The organism is Leifsonia sp. ALI-44-B, assembly GCF_001984125.1.
Classification (GTDB): Bacteria; Actinomycetota; Actinomycetes; order Actinomycetales; family Microbacteriaceae; genus Okibacterium.
This window is the reverse complement of the sequence record NZ_MTQL01000007.1, coordinates 958,347-981,375: the sequence shown is the minus strand read 5'-3', so window position 1 is coordinate 981,375 and position 23,029 is coordinate 958,347. Positions and strand designations below refer to the sequence as shown.

Annotated in this window: 23 protein-coding genes; 16 read left to right on the top strand and 7 right to left on the bottom strand. The window is 68.5% G+C overall.

Features of this window, described 5'->3' with window-relative positions; genetic code table 11:
• Window positions 1–86 precede the first annotated feature (86 nt).
• The gene (locus tag ALI44B_RS11630) at window positions 87–917 is read left to right on the top strand and encodes an HAD-IIA family hydrolase (RefSeq protein ID WP_077054807.1); all 831 of its coding nucleotides are present in this window, start codon (window positions 87–89) and stop codon (window positions 915–917) included.
• 77 nt (window positions 918–994) lie between these two features.
• Here the strand turns inward: ALI44B_RS11630 and ALI44B_RS11625 are convergent, their stop codons facing one another.
• Window positions 995–1,894: a LysR family transcriptional regulator ArgP gene (locus ALI44B_RS11625; RefSeq protein ID WP_143459208.1), complete on the bottom strand. Its 900-nt coding sequence runs from the start codon at window positions 1,892–1,894 to the stop codon at window positions 995–997.
• 68 nt (window positions 1,895–1,962) lie between these two features.
• On the opposite strand from ALI44B_RS11625, the gene ALI44B_RS11620 reads away from it, so the two are divergent.
• Window positions 1,963–2,592, top strand: coding sequence for a LysE/ArgO family amino acid transporter (locus ALI44B_RS11620; RefSeq protein WP_202969382.1), 630 nt, complete (start codon window positions 1,963–1,965; stop codon window positions 2,590–2,592).
• Window positions 2,593–2,603: 11 nt separating this feature from the next.
• Here the strand turns inward: ALI44B_RS11620 and ALI44B_RS11615 are convergent, their stop codons facing one another.
• Window positions 2,604–5,690 carry a hypothetical protein gene (locus ALI44B_RS11615; RefSeq protein WP_077054806.1) on the bottom strand — a complete coding sequence of 1,029 codons (3,087 nt, stop codon included), beginning with the start codon at window positions 5,688–5,690 and terminating at the stop codon, window positions 2,604–2,606.
• Between the two features lie 3 nt (window positions 5,691–5,693).
• Window positions 5,694–6,242, bottom strand: a complete 549-nt coding sequence (gene pyrE, locus ALI44B_RS11610; RefSeq protein ID WP_077054805.1) for an orotate phosphoribosyltransferase — start codon at window positions 6,240–6,242, stop codon at window positions 5,694–5,696.
• 67 nt (window positions 6,243–6,309) lie between these two features.
• On the opposite strand from pyrE, the gene ALI44B_RS11605 reads away from it, so the two are divergent.
• Entirely contained in the window at window positions 6,310–7,167 is an 858-nt protein-coding gene (locus ALI44B_RS11605; RefSeq protein WP_077054804.1) for an exodeoxyribonuclease III, read from the top strand.
• Window positions 7,168–7,286: 119 nt separating this feature from the next.
• Window positions 7,287–8,045: a GH25 family lysozyme gene (locus ALI44B_RS11600; RefSeq protein ID WP_238592190.1), complete on the top strand. Its 759-nt coding sequence runs from the start codon at window positions 7,287–7,289 to the stop codon at window positions 8,043–8,045.
• Here ALI44B_RS11600 and ALI44B_RS11595 read toward each other — a convergent pair.
• Entirely contained in the window at window positions 8,042–9,202 is a 1,161-nt protein-coding gene (locus ALI44B_RS11595; protein WP_077054802.1) for a helix-turn-helix domain-containing protein, read from the bottom strand. The genes ALI44B_RS11600 and ALI44B_RS11595 overlap by 4 nt on opposite strands.
• Window positions 9,203–9,363: 161 nt before the next feature.
• On the opposite strand from ALI44B_RS11595, the gene ALI44B_RS11590 reads away from it, so the two are divergent.
• Both ALI44B_RS11590 and ALI44B_RS11585 read left to right on the top strand, forming a co-directional pair.
• A complete protein-coding gene (locus ALI44B_RS11590; protein WP_077054801.1) occupies window positions 9,364–9,933 on the top strand; it encodes a TetR/AcrR family transcriptional regulator in 570 nt (189 codons plus the stop codon).
• A 115-nt stretch (window positions 9,934–10,048) separates the two neighbouring features.
• Entirely contained in the window at window positions 10,049–10,870 is an 822-nt protein-coding gene (locus tag ALI44B_RS11585; protein ID WP_077054800.1) for an alpha/beta fold hydrolase, read from the top strand.
• Window positions 10,871–11,059: 189 nt separating this feature from the next.
• On the opposite strand, the gene ALI44B_RS11580 is transcribed toward ALI44B_RS11585, so the two are convergent.
• Both ALI44B_RS11580 and ALI44B_RS11575 read right to left on the bottom strand, forming a co-directional pair.
• Window positions 11,060–11,233, bottom strand: a complete 174-nt coding sequence (locus ALI44B_RS11580) for a CsbD family protein (protein WP_077054799.1) — start codon at window positions 11,231–11,233, stop codon at window positions 11,060–11,062.
• Window positions 11,234–11,401: 168 nt separating this feature from the next.
• Window positions 11,402–11,881 (bottom strand): hypothetical protein, encoded by a 480-nt coding sequence (locus ALI44B_RS11575; protein ID WP_077054798.1) that lies wholly within the window; start codon window positions 11,879–11,881, stop codon window positions 11,402–11,404.
• 84 nt (window positions 11,882–11,965) lie between these two features.
• Between ALI44B_RS11575 and ALI44B_RS11570 the strand changes: the two genes are divergently transcribed.
• Complete coding sequence (locus tag ALI44B_RS11570) at window positions 11,966–12,871, top strand: PhzF family phenazine biosynthesis protein (protein WP_077054797.1); 906 nt, start codon at window positions 11,966–11,968, stop codon at window positions 12,869–12,871.
• Window positions 12,872–12,919: 48 nt separating this feature from the next.
• Window positions 12,920–13,306 carry a DUF1801 domain-containing protein gene (locus ALI44B_RS11565; RefSeq protein ID WP_077054796.1) on the top strand — a complete coding sequence of 129 codons (387 nt, stop codon included), beginning with the start codon at window positions 12,920–12,922 and terminating at the stop codon, window positions 13,304–13,306.
• Here the strand turns inward: ALI44B_RS11565 and ALI44B_RS11560 are convergent, their stop codons facing one another.
• Complete coding sequence (locus ALI44B_RS11560; protein ID WP_077054795.1) at window positions 13,307–14,899, bottom strand: amino acid permease; 1,593 nt, start codon at window positions 14,897–14,899, stop codon at window positions 13,307–13,309.
• Between the two features lie 175 nt (window positions 14,900–15,074).
• Between ALI44B_RS11560 and ALI44B_RS11555 the strand changes: the two genes are divergently transcribed.
• From ALI44B_RS11555 to ALI44B_RS11520, 8 genes are all read left to right on the top strand, one after another.
• Entirely contained in the window at window positions 15,075–15,929 is an 855-nt protein-coding gene (locus ALI44B_RS11555) for an ABC transporter ATP-binding protein (protein WP_077054794.1), read from the top strand.
• Between the two features lie 82 nt (window positions 15,930–16,011).
• Window positions 16,012–17,070, top strand: a complete 1,059-nt coding sequence (locus ALI44B_RS11550; protein ID WP_077054793.1) for an aliphatic sulfonate ABC transporter substrate-binding protein — start codon at window positions 16,012–16,014, stop codon at window positions 17,068–17,070.
• A 147-nt stretch (window positions 17,071–17,217) separates the two neighbouring features.
• Window positions 17,218–18,090 carry an ABC transporter permease gene (locus ALI44B_RS11545; RefSeq protein WP_077055561.1) on the top strand — a complete coding sequence of 291 codons (873 nt, stop codon included), beginning with the start codon at window positions 17,218–17,220 and terminating at the stop codon, window positions 18,088–18,090.
• A 157-nt stretch (window positions 18,091–18,247) separates the two neighbouring features.
• Entirely contained in the window at window positions 18,248–19,711 is a 1,464-nt protein-coding gene (locus ALI44B_RS11540; RefSeq protein WP_077054792.1) for a DUF6421 family protein, read from the top strand.
• A 232-nt stretch (window positions 19,712–19,943) separates the two neighbouring features.
• Window positions 19,944–20,153: a hypothetical protein gene (locus ALI44B_RS11535; protein ID WP_077054791.1), complete on the top strand. Its 210-nt coding sequence runs from the start codon at window positions 19,944–19,946 to the stop codon at window positions 20,151–20,153.
• Window positions 20,154–20,236: 83 nt separating this feature from the next.
• A complete protein-coding gene (locus ALI44B_RS11530) occupies window positions 20,237–20,521 on the top strand; it encodes a hypothetical protein (protein ID WP_077054790.1) in 285 nt (94 codons plus the stop codon).
• 103 nt (window positions 20,522–20,624) lie between these two features.
• Entirely contained in the window at window positions 20,625–21,992 is a 1,368-nt protein-coding gene (locus ALI44B_RS11525; protein ID WP_077054789.1) for a sensor histidine kinase, read from the top strand.
• A complete protein-coding gene (locus ALI44B_RS11520; RefSeq protein WP_083709922.1) occupies window positions 21,989–22,933 on the top strand; it encodes a response regulator in 945 nt (314 codons plus the stop codon). Before ALI44B_RS11525 ends, ALI44B_RS11520 begins: the two co-directional genes overlap by 4 nt.
• Window positions 22,934–23,029: the final 96 nt, after the last annotated feature.

Genomic DNA, 23,029 nt, shown 5'->3' with positions numbered 1-23,029 from the left:
TTGCGGCGAGGATTGTGGGAGCACAGACATCCCCTCGCCTTGTCACCCCGAACCTCTAAACTGGCCACGGACAGAAAGAGGTCGCAATGAACACTCGTCGCGAAGACGTCGAATGCTGGTTGACCGACATGGACGGCGTTCTCGTCCATGAAAACCGTGCGCTGCCCGGCGCCGCCGAGCTGTTGCAGCAGTGGCGCGACCAGGGCAAGCCCTACCTCGTGCTGACCAACAACTCCATCTTCACCCCGCGCGACCTGAGCGCGCGCCTGCGCCAGTCGGGCCTCGAGGTGCCCGAAGAGTTCATTTGGACCTCCGCTCTCGCCACCGCCGACTTCCTCAAGAACCAGGTGCCGGGCGGTTCGGCATTCGTCATCGGCGAGGCCGGCATCACGACCGCGCTGCACGAGGCCGGGTTCATCATGACCGAGACCGACCCCGACTACGTGGTCGTCGGCGAGACCCGCAACTACTCGTTCGAGGCCATCACGAAGGCCATCCGCCTCATCATCAAGGGCGCGCGCTTCATCGTCACCAACCCCGACGCCACGGGGCCGAGCGCCGACGGCGTGCTGCCCGCGACGGGGGCCATCGCGGCCCTCATCACGAAGGCCACGGGCAAAGAGCCCTACGTGGTCGGCAAGCCCAACCCCATGATGTTCCGCTCGGCGCTCAACCGCATCGGCGCGCACTCCGAGAACACGGGCATGATCGGCGACCGCATGGACACCGATGTGGTGGCGGGCATCGAGGCCGGGCTGCACACCATCCTCGTGCTCACGGGCATCAGCGACCAGGCCGAGATCGACCGCTACCCGTTCCGGCCCGACGAGATCCTGGGCGGCGTCATCGACCTGCTCGATAAAGATCCGGTCGAGTCCGACGACTTCGAGGGCAGCTCGACGGTTCCGGCGTCCTAGCTCAGGTTCGCGCTCGCACCCAGGGCCAGGCTCTCACCTAGAACACCCGGCCGGGGTCAGCGAACACCCGGCGGGGGTCAGCGCAATTGCTCGCGCGCCACTCTCTCGACGACGCTCGAGACGGCGTCGAGCGTCGGGGAGGCCAGGTTCCACCGCTGCCAATACAAGGCGATGTCGATCGGATGCTCGGGCGCCAGGTCGAGCAGCACCCCCTGGTCGATCTCGGCGGCGGACTGCTGTTCGGGCAGCATCCCCCAGCCCATCCCGAAGACGACCGCACGCGCATAGTCGGCCGACGTGGGCACATAGTGTCGCGGCGAACGCAGCGACCGGCCCGTGTACTCGCGGTAGAACTGGCGCTGGATCTGGTCTTTGCGGTCGAAGTTGACGACGGGCGCCGACCCGAGCGATTCGACCGAGGCGTGTTCGTCGAGATACCGCCGCGCGAACGACGGGCTGCAAACCGCGCGATATCGCATGCGGCCGAGCGATGTGACCGAGCATCCCTGCACCGCCTGCGAGGCCGAGGTCACCGCCGCCATGACGGCCCCCGAGCGCAGCAGCTCGGCCGTGTGGTCTTGATCGTCACGATGGATGTCGAACACGGCCGCGACCCCGGTCTCGTCGTGCAATCGGGCCGCCGCCTCGAGAAACCACGTGGCCAGGCTGTCGGCGTTGACCGCGACGGGCAGGGTGACGGCGCCGCCATCGGATGCCGCCCGCCCGAGTTCGCGCGCCGTGTCCTGCTGCAGGAGCTCGACCTGCCGGGCGTAGCGCAGCACGACGTCGCCCGCGGCCGTCAGCCGAACGGGGTTCGACCGCTCGACCAGGATCTGGCCCGCCACGAGCTCCATGGCCTTGATGCGCTGCGAGACCGCCGACGCCGTCACGTGCAGGCGCCGCGCGGCTCCCTCGAATGTGCCCTCGTCGAGGATCGTGCTCAGCGTGCTGAGCTGTTCCGGCGTGAATGCGATCATAAGCGCAGCTTACGGCGATCAAGAATCTTTAGCTGTACTGCACCGCCCGTCGACCGTACCGTAGCGATGTGACCCTTTCCACCACTCTCCTGCCCGCGCTGCTCGGCTTCGGCACGGGCCTCGCGCTCATCGTCGCGATCGGCGCGCAGAACGCCTTCCTCCTGAAGCTCGGCCTCACGGGTCGAAACGGTCTCGTCGCCGCGGTCGTCGCCATCTGCGCGATCTCGGATGCCGTGCTCATCGTCGTGGGTGTGCTCGGCATCGGCGCGGTCATCGAAGCGGCCCCCGTGGCCCTCGTCATCATCCGGGTGCTGGGATCGGTGTTCCTCATCACCTACGGACTCTTCGCCGCCTGGCGTGCGTTCAAGCCCAAGGCCCTCGAGCCCGGCGCGGCGTCACCGCGCATCTCGTTGCGCGCCGCGGTATTCACGGCGCTCGCGCTCACGTGGCTCAACCCGCACGTCTACCTCGACACCGTGCTGCTGCTCGGATCGGTGGCGAATCAGCAGGGCGAGGCCGAGCGCTGGTGGTGGGCGGCGGGCGCCGTGCTCGCGAGCTTCACGTGGTTCACTCTGCTCGGTTTCGGCGCGCGACTGTTGCGGCCGTTCTTCGCCAAGCCGTCGTCCTGGCGCGTCCTCGACGCACTCATCGCGGTCGTCATGCTCGCGCTCGGCATCCGGATGGCGCTCGGCCACTGACCCTGTGGTGATCAGCTTCCGGCGAGCGAGCCCGTGATCGGCTGAGCGCTCGACCGACTGACGAAGCAGTAGTAGCTGCGCTCGCCCGCGGCCCACTGCTCGGCCGTGACCGGGTAGCTGCCCTGCACCTGCACGTCATTCAGGGCGCCTGCCGCGGCCAAATTGAGCACGCCGGGCGCGCTGCACAGCAACGAGATCTGGCCCGCGATGGCCGCTTCGCCGGGGAAGGCTGCCGCCGGGTCTTCCGACACGGCAGCTTTCTTCACCATTTGGGCGGCGTGCGGGGTGGCGCAGTCGACCACGGTGAATTCTTCGGCCCACGGGTTCGTGTAGGGCTCGAGGCATTCGCCGCCGGCCAGCAGCTTCCAGTCGTAGGTGCCCGGCGCGAGCGGTCCGGCGGCGGGGGCCGCGGGCGTCTCGGGCGTCGGCTCGGGCGCGGGTTCGGCCGTGGCCGTCGGCGTCTCGGATGCCGCGGGGCTCGCGGTCGGCGTCGCGGTCGGCACGGTGGCGGGCCCGGCCACCAGCCCGGGGATGCGCGTGCCCAGGAAGAATAATCCGACGAGGATCAGCACGAGGACGAGAGCCCCAGCGACCAAAATCAGGGGGCGCGGAAGTTTCGTTGCGGCTGCGCCAGCTGCGGGCGGGCGCGGGCCGCCGACACCAGCGCCTGAACCGCTTGCACCATCCGTCGCGGCCTTCGGGCCGGTCAAGCTTGCCGCTGCTGTGCCATCGTCCGCAGCACGGGATGCGGCGCGACTAGCGGACACGCCGCCGGCACTGGCCGAAGCGTCCCGCGCGGGGCCCGTCGATTCACGGGCACGGTCCGCCGCGGTGGCCGCTCCGGCAGTGCCGAGAAGCTGAGTCGGCGCGTTGTCCGGTTGACCGGGCTGATTGACGTCGCCGCCGAAGGGGGCTTCCGAGTCGGCCACGGGCAGGACCACAGTCGCATCGTCGCCGTCGGCGCGTCGGTCGGATGCCTCGGCGCGAGTGCGCCCGTCCGCATCCGTCTCGTCGCCCTCTCGGGCATCCGACTCGTCATCGCCGAAGAGCGACCACGAGTCGGTGTCGGTGCCCGTGTTCGCGTCGCCGTCGCTCGGAACCTGAGTGTCATTCGAGTTGGAGGCCGGTTCGCGGTCGTCGTTGCGCGACGCGAATTGCAGCTCCGAGAAGTCCATCGCTTCCGTGGGGGCGTCGACGGATGCCGAGCGCGACTCGTCGCTCGATCGGGCCGCCGCTGCAGCTGCGGCGGCGGCAACTCCGGCCGCACCGGCTGCCGACGCAGCACCACTCGCAGCTTCGCGCTCCCGCATGGCGGCAAGCTGTCGCTCCAGGGCTGCCTCGTGTTCGGCGGCGGCCGCTCGAGCCGTCTCGGCGTCGGCAGCGCGCCGCAGTTCGGCCTGCCGCTCGACCTCGGCGGCACGCTTCTCCTCGGCGACGCGGGCAGCCTCGGCGGCCCGGTCGGCTTCGGCTGTGCGCTCGGCTTCGGCTGTGCGCTCGGCTTCGGCTGCGCGCTCGGCTTCTGCCGCTCGTTCGACCTCTGCGACGCGTTCGGCTTCTGCGGCGCGCTCGGCTTCTGCCGCTCGTTCAGCTTCTGCGGCGCGTTCGGCTTCCGCGTCGACCCGCTCGGCCTCGGCGACGCGCTCTTCTTCGGCCACGCGAGCGGCCTCGCGGCGCGCATGCACCCGCGGATCGAGCTCGTCGTTGCGGCTGAGCTCCCACGAGAAGGGGACCTCGCCGAGGTCTTCGGTCAAGAAATCTTGCGCGTGACCGCCGACGCGACCGTCCGCGTCGGGCTCGCCCGCATCGTCGCTTTCCGGAGCGGAGTTCTCGTTCGACGACTTTTCGTCGACGTCCGCCCGCTCGTCCGCAGCGGACGAGGCATCGGCGGAAGCAGCCTCGTAGGGGCGTTCACCGCGCACAGCGGCCAACTCCTCGGGCGTAAAACTGAGGGCCTGCGGATGCCGCAGCGAGGATCGCGGTGCAACCACCGGCGCGTCTTCACCCTCGGCGTCGGCATTCTCATCGTCGTCGTCGACCCCAACCTCGATGCCGGTGTCAGTGTCGGTGTCGACGGCGGCGGAGTCGTCGGCGGCGGAGCCGTCGGTAGCGGAGTCGTCAGCGTTGGAGTTGTCGTCACCATCGGCGCGAGCCCATTCGGGCACTGCCGCTTCACTGGGCGGCGGCGTGAATGTCGCACGCCGCGGCGCGTGATACTCGTCGTCGGCGGCCGGCACGTCGATCAGATCGGTGTCATCCAGTTCGTCGGCCGGCAATTCGTCGTCGGCGCTCGACTCATCGGCGACAACGGGCATCCGTTCCGTGCGCAACTCGCGCCGAGTGGTCGGGGCGTCGCCAGCGCTCTCGTCACCAGCGGTCGCGTCGTCCGCCGCCCCGCGCGATCCGCGCAGCCCGTCGAGCCCGAGCGCTCCGGCATACGTCGCGGTGCTCGACCGGGACGATCCTTCCTCGCTGGGATAGGCATCCGTGGCGCCGTCGCTCGAACCCTGCTCCGACGCGTCGGCGTCGGGCTGCGCACCCGGTCGGGCACGCCACCACGGCGACAGTTCGGGGGTCTCGTTACGATCGGCCGGGTTCGCGGGCGCCCGGAACAGGTGCTCGGTCGAGGGCGAGGCGGGGATTCCGCCGGCGGGCGTGCCGAAAGCGGGCATGACGGGCATGGGGCCCGTGTCGACATCCTCGGTGCCCGAGGCATCCGGAGCTTCAGGGGTTTTCTCACCCTCGCGGTCGGGGCTCGCGCCCAGCCACGACATGAGCTGTTCCTCGGCCTTGCGCACGGAACCACGCACGCCGGACGGGGCGGGAGCATCGGCATCGACGTCAGACCCAGACCCAGACCCCGCCGAGCGCGGTGCGCCGGACGAACCGTCGCTCACCTCATCCGCGTCGTCAGCATCTTCGTCGTCATCGTCATCGTCGAGCTGCCCGAGCAACCATTCGGTTCCGAGCGGCAGTCCCGCCGTCTCGACGGGCGGCTCGTCGGGGTGCGTGTCGGGCGCGCCCTCGACGGCGTCGCGGTCACGGGCCTCGTCGCCGTCGTTCCGTTCGGGCTCGTCGCCCCGCCGTCGCTCGTCGGCCACGGGTTACTCCAGGCCCAGATCTGCCAGCCCGATGGCGGCGAAGTAGGGGTAGCCGGCTTCTTCGATGATCTCGCGGGCACCCGTGTTGCGGTCGACGACGACGGCGACGCCGACGACGATGGCACCGACCTTCTCGAGCGCCTCGGCGGCCTTCAGCGGCGAACCGCCCGTTGTTGAGGTGTCCTCGAGAACGATGACGCGCTTGCCGGCGAGGTCGGGGCCTTCGACCTGCTTGCCGCGGCCGTGGTCCTTGGGTTCTTTGCGCACGACGAACGCGTCGTAGGTGAGGCCACGGGCGGCACCCTGGTGCAGAATCGCAGCGGCGACGGGGTCGGCGCCCATGGTCAGACCACCGACGGCGAAGACATCCGGAACCTGGGCGATCAGGTCGATCATGACCTGGCCGATCAGCGGGGCGACCCGGTGGTCGAGGCTCACCTTGCGAAGGTCGACGTAGTACGTGGCCTTCTTGCCGCTCGTCAGGGTGAAGTCTCCGTGGAAGACTGCCTCGGCCGAGATGAATTCGATGAGTTGTTGGCGCGCATCCGTCACAAGACGACAGTTTACGGGTGAACGGGCCCGGAACGTCCACACGACGGGCCCGGATAGCATTGTCGGCATGCGCATCGCCACCTGGAACGTCAACTCCATTCGCACCCGAGTGGGCCGCGTCGTCGACTGGATGGTCCGCGAAGACGTCGATGTGTTGGCCATGCAGGAGATCAAGTGCCGCGACGACCAGTTCCCGCACGACCCCTTCACCGAGGCCGGTTACGAGGTCGTCACGCACGGCCTCAATCAGTGGAACGGCGTGGCCATCGCCAGCCGCCTGCCCATGGATGACATCGCCACCTCGTTCGCGGGCATGCCCGGTTTCGGCAAGGCCAACGCCACGAAAACCACGCCCGTGTTCGACCCCGACGGCAACCCGCTCGAGGCCCGCGCGATCGGCGCGACGGTCGACGGCGTGCGCGTGTGGAGCCTGTACGTTCCGAATGGCCGCGGCGTCGACGACCCGCACTACGAGTACAAGCTGCGCTGGCTGAACGCGCTGCGCGAGGACACGCAGGCCTGGCTGGCCGACGAGTCGCTGCCGCTCGCGCTCATGGGCGACTGGAACGTTGCCCCCTACGACAGCGATATGGGCGATCCGTCGTTCGGCCCGGGCAGCACGCACATCTCGGGCCCCGAGCGCGACGCATTCCACGCCTTCGAGGCCATCGGCATGGTCGATGTCGTGCGCCCGCTCGTGCCAGAGGGCTTCACGTTCTGGGACTACAAGCAGCTGCGCTTTCCCCGCAACGAGGGCATGCGCATCGACTTCATCATGGGTTCGCCCGCGTTCGCCGAACTCGTGACGGATGCCTCGATCCACCGCAACGAGCGCAAGGGTGACTCTCCCAGCGACCACGTGCCCGTGCTCGTGGACCTCGCTCTCGACGGCGAGGACGAAGACCGCCCGATGATCTTCGGCTGACACGAGCGCGGCTCGGCATCCGGCGGCCTCGTGCAGCCGTGGGCTCACCGGTACGGCGACTCAGGGGTACGGCGGGCCCGTGCGTCCAGCGGCGCGGCCTGTCCGGCTAGGTTGGTGGGGTGACGACGCGACGACGGGGATGGATGCGCTGGGCGATCGCCGCGGCATCCGTCGTGGTCGCCGCCAGCCTGTGTGCCCTGCTCGTGGCCACGGGCGTGCTGTGGCCCAACCGTTTCTTCGCCGCCGGGTATGCCGTGCGGGGCGTTGACGTGAGCGTCTATCAGGGCGACATCGACTGGGACACGCTGGCCGACCAGGACATCGACTTCGCGTTCATCAAGGCGACAGAGGGCTCGGGCAGCCAGGACTCGCAATTCGCCGAGAACTGGCAGGAGGCGCGCCAGACCGATCTGCTCGTCGGCGCCTACCATTTCCTCAGTTTCGACAGCTCGGGCACGACGCAGGCCGACAACATCATCGCAACGGTGCCCAACGAGACCGGTGCGCTGCCCGTGGTGGTGGATGTCGAGTGTTACGCCGACTACTGCGCGACGATGCCGACGAAACAACAGGTTCGAGACATCATCGACCCTCTGCTGGCCGACCTCGAGGCGCATTACGGCGCGCCGCCCATCCTCTATGCCACGGCTGATTACTACGACTCGTATCTGCGCGACGGTTACGCCGAGAACCCGATCTGGATCCGCTCGGTCGTGACGCCACCGACGCTGCCCGACGGGCGCGCCTGGGACCTGTGGCAGTACTCGAACCGCGAGAAACTGCCCGGCTACGACGGCGACGAGGACTACATCGACCTCAACGTGTTCCGCGGCACGCTCGACGAGCTGAAGAGCCTGCGCGCGTCGGGCCAACGCTAGAAGCGCCCCGTCGCCTCCCAGTAGCGCACCAGTTTGAGCGCGAGGTGCAGCGAGCTGCGGCTGATGCCGTCGTCGAGCGCGGCCTTGACGGGCGCGGGCATGTTGTCGAGGCGGTAGTAGAGCGTGGTGCGGTGGATGTGCAGGCGTTCGCAGGCGTCGCGCGCGCGACCCCCGACATCCAGATAGGTCTCGACGGTTTCGCGTTGCAGTGGGTCGCCGCCACCGACCGTGAGTGCGTGGGCAGCGGGCGAGAACGTTTCGAGTTGCGACCGATCGGCCTGGATGGCGGCCAGCATCGTCCAGGCGCCGAGCTCGCTGATGTCGGCCCGGGTGACGCCCGGTTTGATGGCGCCCGCGAGGTCGGCCGCGAGCGCCGCCTGATCGGCGGCGGCACCCAGGTCGTCGTGGTCGCGCGAGTGGTGTGCCGAGCCGATCGAGTGGATAGCGATCGCCAGCTTGGATGCTTCGGCCGGGATGACGCGGTCGGCCACGTCGTTGTCGGTGGCCCGCCCGACGAAGAGCAGTTTGCCGTCGCGGTCGCCGAGAAAGCCGATGTTCGGACCACTGAGGGCTCCGACATGCCGGCCGAACGCCACGCGCTGGATGGGGCCGACGCCCGGATCGACGGCGACGGCTCGCACGACGGTGTTGCGGCCGCGTTCGAGCCAGTTCTTGCGCAGAGCCTCGGTGAACGCGGCGCGGCGCTCGACGGCATCGGCTGAGATCAGGCGGCCCATGACGGCGGCGCGCAGCGAGGTGGCGGCGCGGGGGTTCTCGGCGAGCAGGTGCTGGGCGAGCATCACCGAGGCGTCGATGGCGGCGTGCTGGGCCTCGGTGAGCGCGGGCAGCCCGCCGACGATGATCGACATCATGGCTAGCAGGGTGTCGTCATCGCGGATCGGCACGACGAGCCGCGCGTGGGTTCCGAATGGCGCGAACGAGACGATGACGGGCTTCGTGGCCTGCAGCACGCCCTCGCTTTCGAGGTATTTGCGCGGCTCGGGCGCGAGGGCTCGCCGCAGCAGGCTGTTGGTGCGGATGTCGTCGATGTCGTCGCCCTGTGGGCTGGCCGCGAGGGGCCGGAATTCGCGGTCGCCGATCACGACGGAGCGCCCGAGCGCGAGGGACAGCTCGTCGACAAGCTCCTGCAGATTCATCGACTCCCTCTCTGGTCGGGCGATGCTCTCTCTGCATCATTGTGGAATAGGGACTCCAGAATCAAGTTCCGGATGTAAACAGTGGGCGAACGGGTTCGACCGGTGTCGAGATCGTGTCCTCCTTTCTGGCGACATGCGGCACCGGTTGCTACGGTGCTCACATGGCCAGAAGTCGGGAGTTCGACGAGTCGGCGCTGCTCGACGCGGCGACCGAGGTCTTCTGGCGACGCGGTTATGCTGGCGCCTCCGTGGTCGAGATCTCGGAGCTCAGCGGGGTCGGCAACGGCAGCATCTACGCGGCCTTCGGCAATAAGTGGGGCCTCTTCCAGCGCGTTTTCGAGCGATACTGCGCGGGCCGCGTGGCGCTCGTGCGCGACACCGTAGACGCCACCCCGGGCGCCTCCGAGCGTGTGCTCGAGGCGCTTTATGCGGCCATCATCGATGATTGCGCCAGTCATCCCGATCGACGCGGATGTCTGATGCTCAACAGCATCGGCGAGCTCGGCGGTTCGCGCCCCGACGTTCTCGACATCGCCCGCCGCACCACCGCCGGCATGGAGCGTGCCGTGGCGGAGCGCTTTCTGCGCGATCCCGAGACGCGACGAGCCCTCGGTTCTGAGGGCATCACGGCACTGTCGGGCCATGCCATCGCGCTGGCGCAGGGCATCATCCAGCTCAGCCGCCTGGGCGCCGAGCGCGCACGCCTCGAGCAGGTCGCTGCGGCGCGCTGACGCCATTGGACAGGTGACGGAACAGGTATCGACTGCGCGCTGTATCGCTCGGGACCCCCTTCGCCGTAGGTTCGGCATGACCGAAACTTTCCGGCTCGCGAGAGGGACAACACGCATGCCTTACATCACCACCACCGATGGAACCGAGATCTATTACACCGAACAGGGCTCGGGTCAGCCCGTGCTGCTCAGCCACGGCTGGCCGCTGTCGTCGGACGCCTGGCAGAAGGAGCTGAAAGTCCTGGCCGATGCCGGCTACCGCGCGATCGCGCACGACCGCCGCGGCCACGGACGCTCGTCGAAGACGTACACGGGCAACGACATGGACACCTACGCTCAGGATCTCGCCGAGCTGGTGGAGGCCCTGGACCTGCACGATCTCGTCGTCATCGGCCACTCGACCGGCGGTGGAGAGGTCGTGCGTTACGCGGCCCAGCACGGCGAGGGTCGCGTGGTGAAGGTCATCACGGCCGGTGCCGTTCCGCCCCTCATGGTGAAGACCGACGACAACCCCGAGGGCACGCCCATCGAGGTGTTCGACGGCATCCGCGCCGGCGTGCTCGAAGATGCGTCGCAGTTCTACCAGGACCTGTCCGAAGCCTTCTTCGGCGCCAACCGCGACGGCAGCTCCGTTTCGCAGGGGGCCAAGGATGATTTCTGGCGCCAGGGCATGCTCGTGAACCTCGCCGCGGCCTACGACTGCGTGAAGGCTTTCTCCGAGACCGACTTCACCGAGGACCTCAAGGCCCTCGATGTGCCGATCTTCATCGCGCACGGTGACGACGACCAGATCGTGCCCATCGCCGCGGCGGCCGAGAAGACGATCAAGCTCGTCAAAGACGGCACCCTGAAGGTCTACGCGGGTGCCCCGCACGGCATCTACGGCGCCTACCAGACCGAGCTGGACCAGGACATTCTCGAGTTCATCAAGAAGTAGCCCGGCACGCGCCCGACCGGCGCGGCGGTCTTGGGATCGCAAGCCACGAAGCGGCTCACCCGAGGGTGGGCCGCTTCGCGTTATCGCTGCGCTCTGCGGGCATCGGCGCCCACGCCAGCGGCTCGCGCGCGATGGCGAGGACGGCCCAAGGGCGCCTCGTTCTCGGCGAGAGCCGCCACGTCGAGGCGACTAGTTCTTGAAGACGTCTTTCACGTCTTCGCCGGTCTGCTTGACGTTGGCCTTGGTCTGGTCGGCCTTGCCCTCGGCGACGAGCTTGTCGTTGTTGGTCGCGTTGCCAACGGCCTCTTTGGCCTTGCCGGCGAGTTCTTCAGCGGCGTTCTTGATCTTGTCTGCTGCGCTCATGATGAGCCCCTTTCACGATTCGGGTTACGTACACGGATAAGACGGGTGGCCGCCGGGTTTCGTCACGAAACTCCTGCGACTTTTTCTTCATCCCGAGTTCGCAGCCGCGCGTGCAAACGGATTGTGACCATTTCGGGGCCACCGCGGGCGGCCAGGAGACCGGCCGCCTCAGCCGCCGAAGAGCTTGCCGAAGAAGCCCTTCTTGCGGGAGTAGCCCGCCGCCGTCAGGGCGTCGATGAGGGGCTGCTTGATCTCGTCGGTGTCGAAGCGATAGCCGAAGAACTGGCCCGTGTGCGTGCCCTGGCGGTCCTTCGACTCGGCGAGGGGCGCGAAGCTCTTGTTGAGCGTGAACGACTTCTGCGAGCCGCTCTGCCACTTCTTCTCGCCGTGCAGCCCGTCGGAATTGACGGTGGCCTCAGCATCCGCCGACGTTTCGTCGAATTCCCACGTGCCGTCGTCGGGGTCGAGCGTCACGTAGAGGTCGTACGACCCCTGGCGCACACCTGCGCCGAAGAAACCGAGCCACTTCTGGTCGGCGTACTTCCACGTGGCGTGGATGCCGACGGCGGTGGGTTCGTAGAGGAAGGGGCGGTCGTCGCTGTTGAGCGCGAGAACCCGGTTCTGAGCATCCTGAATCGATTCGGCCATGCGGTGAGCATAGGGCAGGATCGCCCGGACCGGCAGTGGCGAATTGGCCTCTTGCCCCGGCCGCCCAGCGCTCGCCAGACTGGGATGGTGACCGCTGATGTGCTGCGCCTGAGCGCCTTCGCCGATGGAAACCCCGGGGGCAACCCCGCCGGCGTCGTGCTCGACGCGCGCCCCCTCGACGGCGAGACCATGCAGGCCATCGCGCGCCGCGTGGGATACGCCGAAACGGCCTTCGTCGTGGAGCACGCGGTGGGCGGCGACCAGCGGCACGTGCGCGTCCGCTATTTCTCGCCCGGAGCCGAGGTCCCCTTCTGCGGCCACGCCACCATCGCCACGGCCGTCGCCCTCGCCGAGCGGGATGGTGTGGGCACCTACGTGTTCGGCACGGCCGCGGGCGATGTGCGCATCGAGACCTCGACGGGCGCCGACGGCTCGGTCACGGCCTCGTTCACGAGCGTCGAACCCGAGGTGCGCGAGCTCGACGGCCCCACCACCGATGAGCTGCTCGCACTGATCGACGTCGGGCCGGATGACCTCGACGCCCGCTTTCCCGTGCGCGAATCGTTCGCGGGCAACTGGCATCCGGTCGTCGCCATCCGTAAGCTCGAGCGCTTCGACGCGTTCACGTTCGACCCGGCTGCCATGCGGGCACTCATGGACGCGCGGGGCTGGGCGGGCACCGTCACGGTCATCCACGTGCCCGACTCGGATGCTAGAGGCGATACACCGCCCGCCCACCTCGAGATCGAGGCGCGCAACCTGTTCCCCGTCGGGGCCATCACCGAAGACCCGGCGACCGGTTCGGCCGCGGCGTCCCTCGGCGGCTACCTGCGGTCGCTCGGAGCCATGGCGACTCTCACGCGCGTGCTGGTTCGTCAGGGACGGCACGTGGGGTTGCCCAGCCTGCTGACGGTCGACATCCCGGCGGCGGGTGGCATCACCGTGACGGGCACGGCGACGCCCATCGACGCGCCGGAGCTCCCTGCCTGACGCAGAAATTCTTCGGGCAGCGACGGCATGGCAGCGCCATACTGAGGCATGGGTAGAAGCGACGCTGCGGCGGACGAGTATTGGGCAGGGCTCGAGCATCCGATGGCCGAGTCGGCCCGAGGCTTGCGCGAGGCGCTCCTCGATGCCGCGCCCGGCGTCGTCGAGACGCTGAAGTGGAAGGCCCCGAACTTCGCGACCGTCGACGATTTTGCGACATTCAACTTTCGGCGGCCAACGGCAGTTCAGGTGATTCTGCACACGGGCGCGAAACCGAAGCCCGAGCATCCCGAGATCACCGTGGATGCCCCGGCTGGCCTGTTGCGCTGGGCCGACCGCAACCGAGCCGTCGTCACCTTCGGCTCATCCGACCAGATCCTCGAACACCGCGGCGCCTTCGCCACCCTCGTCAGCTCGTGGGCCGCGCAGCTGCGCTGATCAGCGGCCCGAGCGGCGGTCCGACGTGTCGCCGTCGCCGTCGACGGCCGCGGGGCCGCCGCCGATGGGCGAGCGGTTGGCCACGGCCGGGAACGCGCCCGTGTGGCCGTCGCGGGCCTTGGCGATCTCGAGCACGCGCGGTTTGGCGAAATGCCAGCCGACGATGAGGGCCGGGATGATGAGCACGAGCGACGAGACCGTGAGGGTTCCCGTCGGCCAGTCGAAGGCCATGAGCACGAGCACGACGGCGAGGAAGACGAGCGTGATCCACGACGTGACGGGCGCCCCCGGCATCCGGAATGACGGTCGCTTCAGGCGACCCTGGGCGGCCCAGCGCTGCAATTGCATCTGGCAGATGACGATCATGGCCCACGTGCTGATGATGCCGAGCGCGGCCACGTTGAGCACGATTTCGAAGGCTTCCTCGGGGACGAAGGCGTTGAGGGCGATGCCGAAGAGCGCGATGACGACCGTGAGCATGATGCCGCCGTAGGGCACACCCGCCTTGTTCATGCGCGTGGTGAACTTGGGCGCCGCGCCCGACATGCCCATCGAGTGCAGGATGCGGCCCGTCGAGTAGAGGCCGGCGTTGAGGCTCGAGAGCGCCGCCGTGAGCACCACGAAGTTCATGATCGACCCGGCGATCTCGCCCGTCTCGGGGTTGCCGAGGTGCGAGAAGAACGTGACGAACGGGCTTTGACCCGCCTTGTAGGTGTCGTAGGGCAGCAGCAGCGAGAGCAGCAGGATCGACCCGACGTAGAACACGGCGATGCGGAACACGACCGAGTTGATGGCGCGCGGCATGACCTTCTCGGGGTTGGCGGTCTCGCCCGCCGCCGTTCCCACGAGCTCGATCGAGGCGTAGGCGAAGAGCACACCCGTCACAGTGATCACCCCGGGCAACAGCCCCGTGGGGAAGAAGCCGCCGTTGTCGGCCAGCATCGCGACGCCCGTGACACCCTCCTCGGTGGGCCAGCCGGCCGCGAGGAACACGGTTCCGATGCCGAGGAACGCCACGAGCGCGACGACCTTGATGAGCGCGAACCAGAACTCCAGCTCGCCGAAGACCTTGACCGACACGAGGTTCACGCCGAGCACCACGACGAGCGCGATGAGGGCGAGCAGCCACTGCGGCACGACCGTGAACATCGACCAGAACTGGGCATAGAGAGCCACGGCCGTGACATCGACGATGGCCGTCATGGCCCAGTTGAGGAAGTACATCCATCCGGCCACGAAGGCGGCCTTCTCGCCGAAGAATTCGCGCGCGTAGGACACGAACGAGCCGGACGACGGGCGGTGAAGGACCAGCTCGCCGAGGGCGCGCAAGATGAAGAACGCGAACACGCCACACACGGCGTAGACGATGACGAGCGATGGGCCGGCGATGGCGAGCCGGCCGCCCGCGCCCATGAACAGACCCGTGCCGATGGCGCCACCGATGGCGATCATCTGCAGTTGACGCGACTTCAGGTTCTTCTGATAGCCCGCCTGCTCGGCATCGAAGCTCGAGTTCGGCTGGTAATCCGGAAGATCGGCCGCGGTGTCGGTCTTTGCCGTCGGAGAACGGTCGGCGTCGGGGGAATGCGTCATGGGTGTCGTCCTTTCGCAGACGGCCAGCATGCCACGGCTCCGCAAAAACTGAGATTTCGACGCCCTCCGCCCGGCGTGTCGCACGGGAGGGCAAATCATATTGGTCGGCCGGGGTCTGTTACGCCGTGTGACAGGCGGCGAAACATCCGCGCGAGGCCCTGGGTAGCGTTGAAACATGGCCACCCCCACACCCACCACCGCTGCCAATACGGCGTTCTCGGTGCGTTTCGACGGGCTCAGCCGCAGCTTTCCGGTCGAGAAGAAGCGTGGCCGCGCGGCCTCGTCGGCGGATGCCGCTACCCCCGCCTCGGGCGAGCGCACCGTGTTGCGCGACATCGACCTCACGATCGCGCCCGGCGAAGTGGTCGCCATCCTGGGCACGAGCGGATGCGGCAAGTCCACGCTCCTGCGCATCGCGGGCGGCCTCGACACCGCGTCGACCGGGGGCGCACTGATCGACGACCAGCCCGTCGCGGGCACCGACGGGCGCACGGCCATCGGCTTCCAGGAGCCCCGCCTGCTCCCCTGGCGCAGCGTGACCGACAACGTGGCCATCGGCCTGCCGCCCGGCACCGACAAGAAGGCCGGCGCCGAGCGCGTCGCCACCCTCATCGACCTGGTGGGCCTCGGCGAGTTCGCTGGACACCGCCCCCGCGAGATCTCCGGCGGCATGGCGCAGCGCACGTCTCTGGCCCGCGCGCTCGCCCGCAATCCCGGCGTGCTGCTGCTCGACGAACCCTTCGGGGCTCTCGACGCGCTGACCCGGTTGAAGATGCAGGACCTGCTGCTCGACATCCACCGCGCCGCCCCCACCACCGTGCTGCTCGTCACCCACGACGTCGACGAAGCATTGCAACTGGCCGACCGCGTCATCCTGCTCGGCCGCGAAGACGGACGCGACGGTTCGACCATCGTCGAAACCCTCACCGTGCCGGGCGAACGCCCCCGCGACCGCGGATCGGCCGACCTGGCCGAGCTGCGCGGACGCCTGCTCGACGGACTCGGCATCGACCGGCACACCCGCCGCTGACGCATCCGGCCCGACCCGCTCTCCCGTTCCACCCCTCACCTCCCCCACCGCCCTCCTGCACCATCAGCCCAGAAGGACCCCCATGCGCAAGAAACGTCTCAGCATCGCCGCCGTCGTCGCGGGCGCTGCCACCGCCGCCCTGCTGCTCTCCGGCTGCGTCGCCGGCGAAACCCAGAACCCGAGCGCTGGCTCCGACAACGACCAGGCCTCCTCCGACACGAAGACCGAGGGCGGCACGCTCAACATCGACTTCGCCACCTACAACCCGCTGTCGCTCGTGATCAAGGACCAGGGATGGCTGGAAGACGCCCTCGAGGACCAGGACATCACGGTCAACTGGGTGCAGTCGGCGGGTTCGAACAAGGCCAACGAGGCCCTGCGTGCCAACGCCATCGACGTGGGATCGACCGCCGGTTCGGCCGCGCTGCTGGCCCGCTCGAACGGCTCGCCCATCAAGACCATCGACATCTTCTCGCAGCCCGAATGGTCGGCCCTCGCGGTCGGCCCGAACTCCGACATCACGTCGGTCGAGCAGCTCAAGGGCAAGAAGATCGCCGCCACCAAGGGCACCGACCCCTACTTCTTCCTCCTGCAGGCGCTCGAGGAGAACGGCCTCTCGGCCAGCGACGTCACCATCGAGAACCTGCAGCACGCCGACGGCTGGGCCGCCCTGCAGAACGGCTCGGTCGACGCCTGGGCCGGCCTCGACCCGATCATGGCCGGCGCCGAAGAAGCGGGAGCGAAGCTCATCTACCGCAACGTCGACTTCAACAGCTACGGCTTCCTCAACGCGACCGAGACGTTCCTCGACGCCAAGCCCGATGTGGCGCAGACGGTGGTCGACACGTACGAGCACGCCCGAGCCTGGGCCGCCGAGAACCCCGATGAGACCGCCCAGATCCTCGCGGATGTCGCGGGCCTCGACTCGGCCGTGGCCACCAAGGTCATCACCGAACGCTCGAACCTCGACGTCGACAACGTTCCCGGCAGCGCGCAGGAGAAGGTGCTCAAGATCATCGGACCGATCTTCGTCGAATCCGGCGACGTGCCCGACCAGAAGCAGATCGACGACGCCCTGTCGTCGCTGCTCGACCCCGAGTTCGCCGAGAAGGCCGACCCGGACGCCGTCGGCTCGAAGTAACGACCCGCGACCCCGCCGCCGCGCGCCCCGCGCACACCCGTCCGCCCCGCACACGCCCCGCCCCGCCCTTCGAACGCAGAGGACTCGATGTCTGACAACGACCAGCTGACGAACAGCGAACAGGTGCGCCGCGGGGCGGTCGGCGTGATGCCGCCCGCCGCCGAATACGCGACGCCGGCCGCCACACGTGTGCGCCCCGAGGTGGCGGCCCGCAGCGAGGCCAGCGACCGCCGGTCCGACAGCGCCCGCGGGCGTCGGCCGCTCACACGCCGCACGTGGTTCGTCATCGTGGGCGGCAGCATCCTGCCCATTCTGATCCTGGTGGGATGGGAGCTGTCGACATCGCTCGGCCTCGTGCCCGTGTCGCAGCTGCCCTCGCCCGCCATGGTCTGGAACGCGGGCATCGACCTCATCCAGCGCGGCCTGCTCGGCCAGTACATGGCCATCTCGTTGCAGCGCGTGCTCATCGGTTTCGCGATCGGAGCCGTGCTCGGAATCATCCTGGGCGCCGTCGTGGGGCTCTCGCGCCTCGCCGACATCCTCGTGGCGCCCACCCTCGGCGCCATCCGCGCGGTGCCCTCGCTCGCGTGGATCCCGCTGCTCATCCTGTGGCTGAAGATCGGCGAGGAGTCGAAGATCACCCTGATCGTCATCGGCGCGTTCTTCCCCGTCTACACGACCATCTCGGCGGCCCTGCGCCACGTCGACCGCAACCTCGTCGAGGCCGGGCGCGCGTTCGGGCTACGTGGCGTGAAGCTCTTCACCACCATCCAGCTGCCGGCCGTGCTGCCCTCCGTCATCTCGGGTCTGCGCCTGGCGCTCGCGCAGTCCTGGCTGTTCCTCGTGGCCGCCGAGTTGATCGCCTCGTCGATGGGCCTCGGATTCCTGCTGATCGATTCGCAGAACAACGGGCGCATCGACCGCATCTTCCTCGCCATCATCCTGCTCGCCGTCATCGGCAAGCTCACGGATGCCCTGGTCGGCCTGCTCGAGCGCTGGGTCAACAAGCGCTGGGCGTGACCCGTTCGGGGCCGCTTGCGTGAAAGACCGGTTTCGCGGGTGATTTCGCGCGCCAGTCGCCGCCCGCGCACACCTTTTCGCTGAAAGACGCAACCGAAAAGCGCGTCTTCTTCGTTAGCGTTGAGCCACACGCTCGATCTCGCGAAGGAGGTTCACCATGTCCGAAAACAGCACACCTGCGCACACCGCAGCCGTCGTCGGCGAACCGGAGGTCGTCGAAGACGAGCTCCTGTCGGAAGCCTCCCCCGTGACGCGCGCGAACCGCGCCCTCGTCGAGACGCCCGCGTGGCAGAACCTGAAGCGCGCGGCCACGCGGTTGCAGGAGTTGCAGCTGCGCGACGGCTCGGTCGGCGAGGCGGGCGACACGAGCCACCACGATGAAGCCGCCCGACTCGTGCAGACGGTGCGCGACAGCATCCGCGAGCTGGCGCCGTCGTTCGAGCACGACGCCGACTACCTGCGACTCGTCGACCTCGACTTCGCGCGGTGGGCCGACGGCGGCTTCGGGGTGCCCGACTTCCTCGACTCGCTGCGCGCGTTCCAGCCGCAGCAGAACCGCGTCGACGGGCTCGCCCACCTCGTCGTGTTCCCCATGTACACGCAGAACGGCAGCACCAACCGGTTCGTCGAGGCCGTGCTCGTCGAGACCATCTGGCCCGAATTCGTGCACGACCTCGAGGCCGGCGACTACGAGAACAAGCTGTTCGTTCCGATCCGCTTCCTCGACTTCACGCCGGGCTACGACACCAACTCGGCCGTGCTCTTTCCCGAGACCGTGGCCATGCGCGAGGTGCCGACGTTCACGTGGGGCGCCATCTTCGCCGACCGCGAGGCCGCTCGATTCCGCCGCGTGGTCACCGAGGCCGCGAGCATCACGCGCCTCGACCTGCCCGACGAGGCCGCGGCACTCCTGGCCGATCAGCAGCTGGCCGAGCACACGTTCGTGATGTGGGACCTCATCCACGACCGCACGCATATGCGCGGGGACCTGCCGTTCGACCCGTTCATGATCAAACAGCGCATGCCCTACTTCCTCTACTCGCTCGAGGAGTTGCGCTGCGACCTCACGGCATTCCGCGAATCGGTGGCCGTTCAGGCGGCACTCGGCGCCCGTGACGAGGCGTCGCTCAACGACATCGAGCGCACGACGCTGCGCATGGCCGGGCTCGTGCAATACGCCATCCTGTTCGACCGGTTGTTCCGTTTCCCGCTGACGGGCGACCGCGTGCGCAACTACGACGGGCTCGGCGGGCAGCTGCTCTTCGCCTGGCTGCACCAGCACGGCGTGCTGCACTGGACCGACACACGCCTGGCCTTCGACTGGGATGCTGTGCCCGCCGTCGTCGTGGCACTCAGCGACGCCATCAACGAGTTGTATTGGCGTTCGATCGACCGGCCGAAGGTCGCACACTGGCTGGCCGCGCACGCGCTGATCTCGGCGACGCTGGCCCCGCATCCGGCATCAGCATGGGCGCGCGGGCTGCCCGACGAGGTGCTGCAGGGGCCGCCGAAGGGTTACACGGATGCCGTGCTCGACGACGAATTCCCGCTGTCGATGTTCTATGAGGCGCTGGGCAAGAAGATGGCGCCCGTGATCGCGTCGACGAAGGGGCTGCACTGATCGGTGTCGGCCAGCGTTGTGGCGGACCGAGCAGTGTCGGCCTGAGCTGACTCTCATCGACGCAGGGTGGCACGGTCGTGCCGGCCGGGTACGTTACGCCTCGTACACCCGGGCCGCAAGGCCGCGCCACCCTCTGCCGTTCCCGAGCCCGATTCGATACCGTCGGAGGAACGACGCGCCCAGCACATTCGCCGAGCACACTCGCCGAGACGACCTCAAGGAGACCGGACCAATGCGCCCCAAGTTCATTTTCATCCTCATCATCGCTTTCTTCGCCTACGTTCTGGGAGCCAAGGCGGGCCGCGCCCGTTACAAGCAGATCTCCAAATCGGTGAAGAAGTTCTGGAACGACCCGCAGGTGAAGAAGGCCCGCGCCCGCGCCAAGAAGGAGCTCGCCAAGGCCGAGAAAGCCGCGAACAAGAAGGTCAAGAGCCTGCGCTAGTCGACGCGCGACACGACCTCGGAGGGCGAAGGGACACGGTCTTTTCGCCCTCCACTCAGTTTTCCTATCTGCCAGGAGGAACCATGACGTTCAAGAAATTTCTGACCCTCGCCGTGATTGCCGGCGTCGTCTATGCCGTGGGCTCGCGCGTGGTCGAGTGGTCGAACGCATCCGCCACGTCGACGAAGAAGGCGGCCAAGAAGTCGTCGAAGTCGCTGGGCACGCTGAAGAAGCACGACACCCCGAAGAGCGCGAAGAAGGATCGGGACGACGCGGCCGCGACCAAGGTCGGCACCATGGCGACGCTCGCGCTCGCCAAGGCGAACCGCGACGCCAAGAAGAAGCGGAAGTTCGGGCCAAACCGCTGAGTCTCGAGCGGGCGGGTGCGCCGGCGGGCGAGCCCTTCCTATTCGGTGCGGCCTCCCTCGGACGACGGAGGCCCCGCGGCCCGTCGGCGGCTACGTTTAACGCATGACCGGTGCCGCCTTTCTCGACCCCGACGAGCCGGGATGGACGCGCCCGGCCCCCACGCCCGGCGAGCGCCGTGCCGATCTGATCCTCGCGGCCGCACTCTTCGTCGGCTCCATCTTGAGCCTCATGCTCTACACGGTGGCCGGGTTCTACGACGATCCCGCCGACCTCGGTGTCAGCATCCTGGCGCTGGCCTTCATCACGCTCCCCCTCGCGTGGCGGCGGGTGCGGCCGGCCACCGTGGCGCTCGTGCTCTCGGCCGCGTTCATCGTGATCGGACAGCTGCACGTCAGCGAGCTGCTCTTCTGCAACATCGCCCTCTTCCTGGCGCTCTATTCGGTCGGCGCCTGGATGTCGGACCGCCGCCGCGCCTTCATCGTGCGCATCGTCATCGTGTTCGCCATGCTCGTGTGGTTGCTGATCTCGATGTTCCTCGCCACCACCGATCCCGACGCCATGCCGGGCTTCTCGCGCGCCGGGCTCTTTTCGCCGCTCGTGGCCTACCTGCTCATCCAGATCCTCACGAACATCCTGTACTTCGGCGCGGCCTGGTTCTTCGGCAATCGGGCGTGGGATGGCGCGAAAGAACGTGCCGTGCTCGAACAGCGCACGGCGCTCCTCGATCGTGAACGCATCCGCTCGGCTCGCCAGGCCGTATCGCTCGAACGTTTGCGCATCGCGCGCGAATTGCACGATGTGGTGGCGCACCACGTGTCGGTGATGGGAGTGCAGGCGGGGGCGGCTCGCACCGTGTTGGACCTCGATCCGGCGGCCGCTCGGGCTGCTCTGGGCGTCGTGGAGGACAACGCCCGGTCGGCGATCGACGAGTTGCGCGGCATCCTCGGCACCCTGCGGGAGCCCGACGCCGAGGCCGAGAGCGCGGCCGAAACCGAGTCCGAGGCCGCCTCGACCGTGAGCGTCGACCGGTTGCCCGAGTTGTGTGAGGCGTCGAGCCAGTCCGGTGTGCCGACGCGCTTCGAGACGATCGGCGAACCGCGGCCGCTGCCGAAGTTGGTGTCGCTGACCGTGTACCGGGTCGTGCAGGAGGGCCTGACGAACGCCCGCAAGTACGGCGGGCCAGATACCCGGGCGGACGTGCGGCTGCGCTACCTCGACGACGCCGTGGAGATCGAGATCACCAACAGTGGCTCGCTCGCCGTGGCTTCGCCGACCCGGCGGCGGGGGGCGCGCACGGGCACGGGGCTGGGGCACGTCGGCATGCAGGAACGCGTGCGTGCAACCGGAGGAACGCTCGAACTGGGGCCTCGGCCCCGCGGCGGCTACCTCGTGCGGGCGCGCATCCCCGTTTCTCTCGACGACCGGCTCCCGGGCCCGAACGACTCTCACGAACGGATGGTTTCGACATGACCGATTCGACGCATGCCAGCACGAACGCAGGGGCCGGCGCGGGAGGCGCGGGTGGCACGAGCGGCACGGGTGGCACGGGTGGCGCTGACACGTCCGGGGCGATCCGCGTGTTGCTGGTCGACGACCAGGAGTTGCTGCGCGCGGGTTTCCGCATCATCCTGGGCGCCCAGCCCGGTATCGAGGTCGTCGGCGAGGCGGGTTCGGGGGCCGAGGCAATCGCGGCCGCGGCATCCCTCGCACCCGACGTGATCTGCATGGACGTGCAGATGCCCGGCATGAACGGGCTCGACGCCACGCGCGCCATCACGGGCGACCCGTCGATCGGCGCGGCCGTCCTGATTCTGACGACCTTCGACCGCGACGACTACCTGTTCGAGGCCCTGGCGGCCGGCGCGAGCGGGTTCCTGCTGAAGAATTCCTCGCCCGAGCAGCTCATCGAGGCCGTGCGGGTCGTCGCGAGCGGCGAGGCGCTGCTGTCGCCTACCGTGACCAAACGCGTCATCGCGCGCTTCGGTGCGACGGCCGGGCGGATGTCTCAGCCGTCGTCGCCCGGAACGTCGGGCCTCAGCGCCGCGTTGGGTGCGCTGCCTGATCACTCTCGTGACGGCCGTGCGGCTCAGGGCGACCGCTCGGCTCGCCACCAAGACGTCACTGCCGGCGGTCACGGCTCTGTCGGCACCGGTGGCCCCGCCACCGCGACGCACGGCGGCCCGAACGACGCCGAGCGCGCGGCCTACGCCCTGCTCACCGAGCGCGAGCGCGACGTCTTCGCCCTGCTCGCCGACGGGCTCTCGAACCAGGAGATCGCCTCGAAGCTCTATGTCGGCGAGGCGACGGTCAAAACGCACGTGTCGAGCATTTTCGCCAAGCTGGGCGTGCGCGACCGCATCCAGGCCATCGTGTGGGCGTTCCGCAGCGGCTACGCCGTCTCCGACGCCTGAGGCGTGGATTCGACGCCCTCCCCCGCCAGGCGGAGGCGCGAGAACCCGCCCCACGGCTGATGCCCGCGACCTCTCCCCCGCTCTAGCGTGTAATCA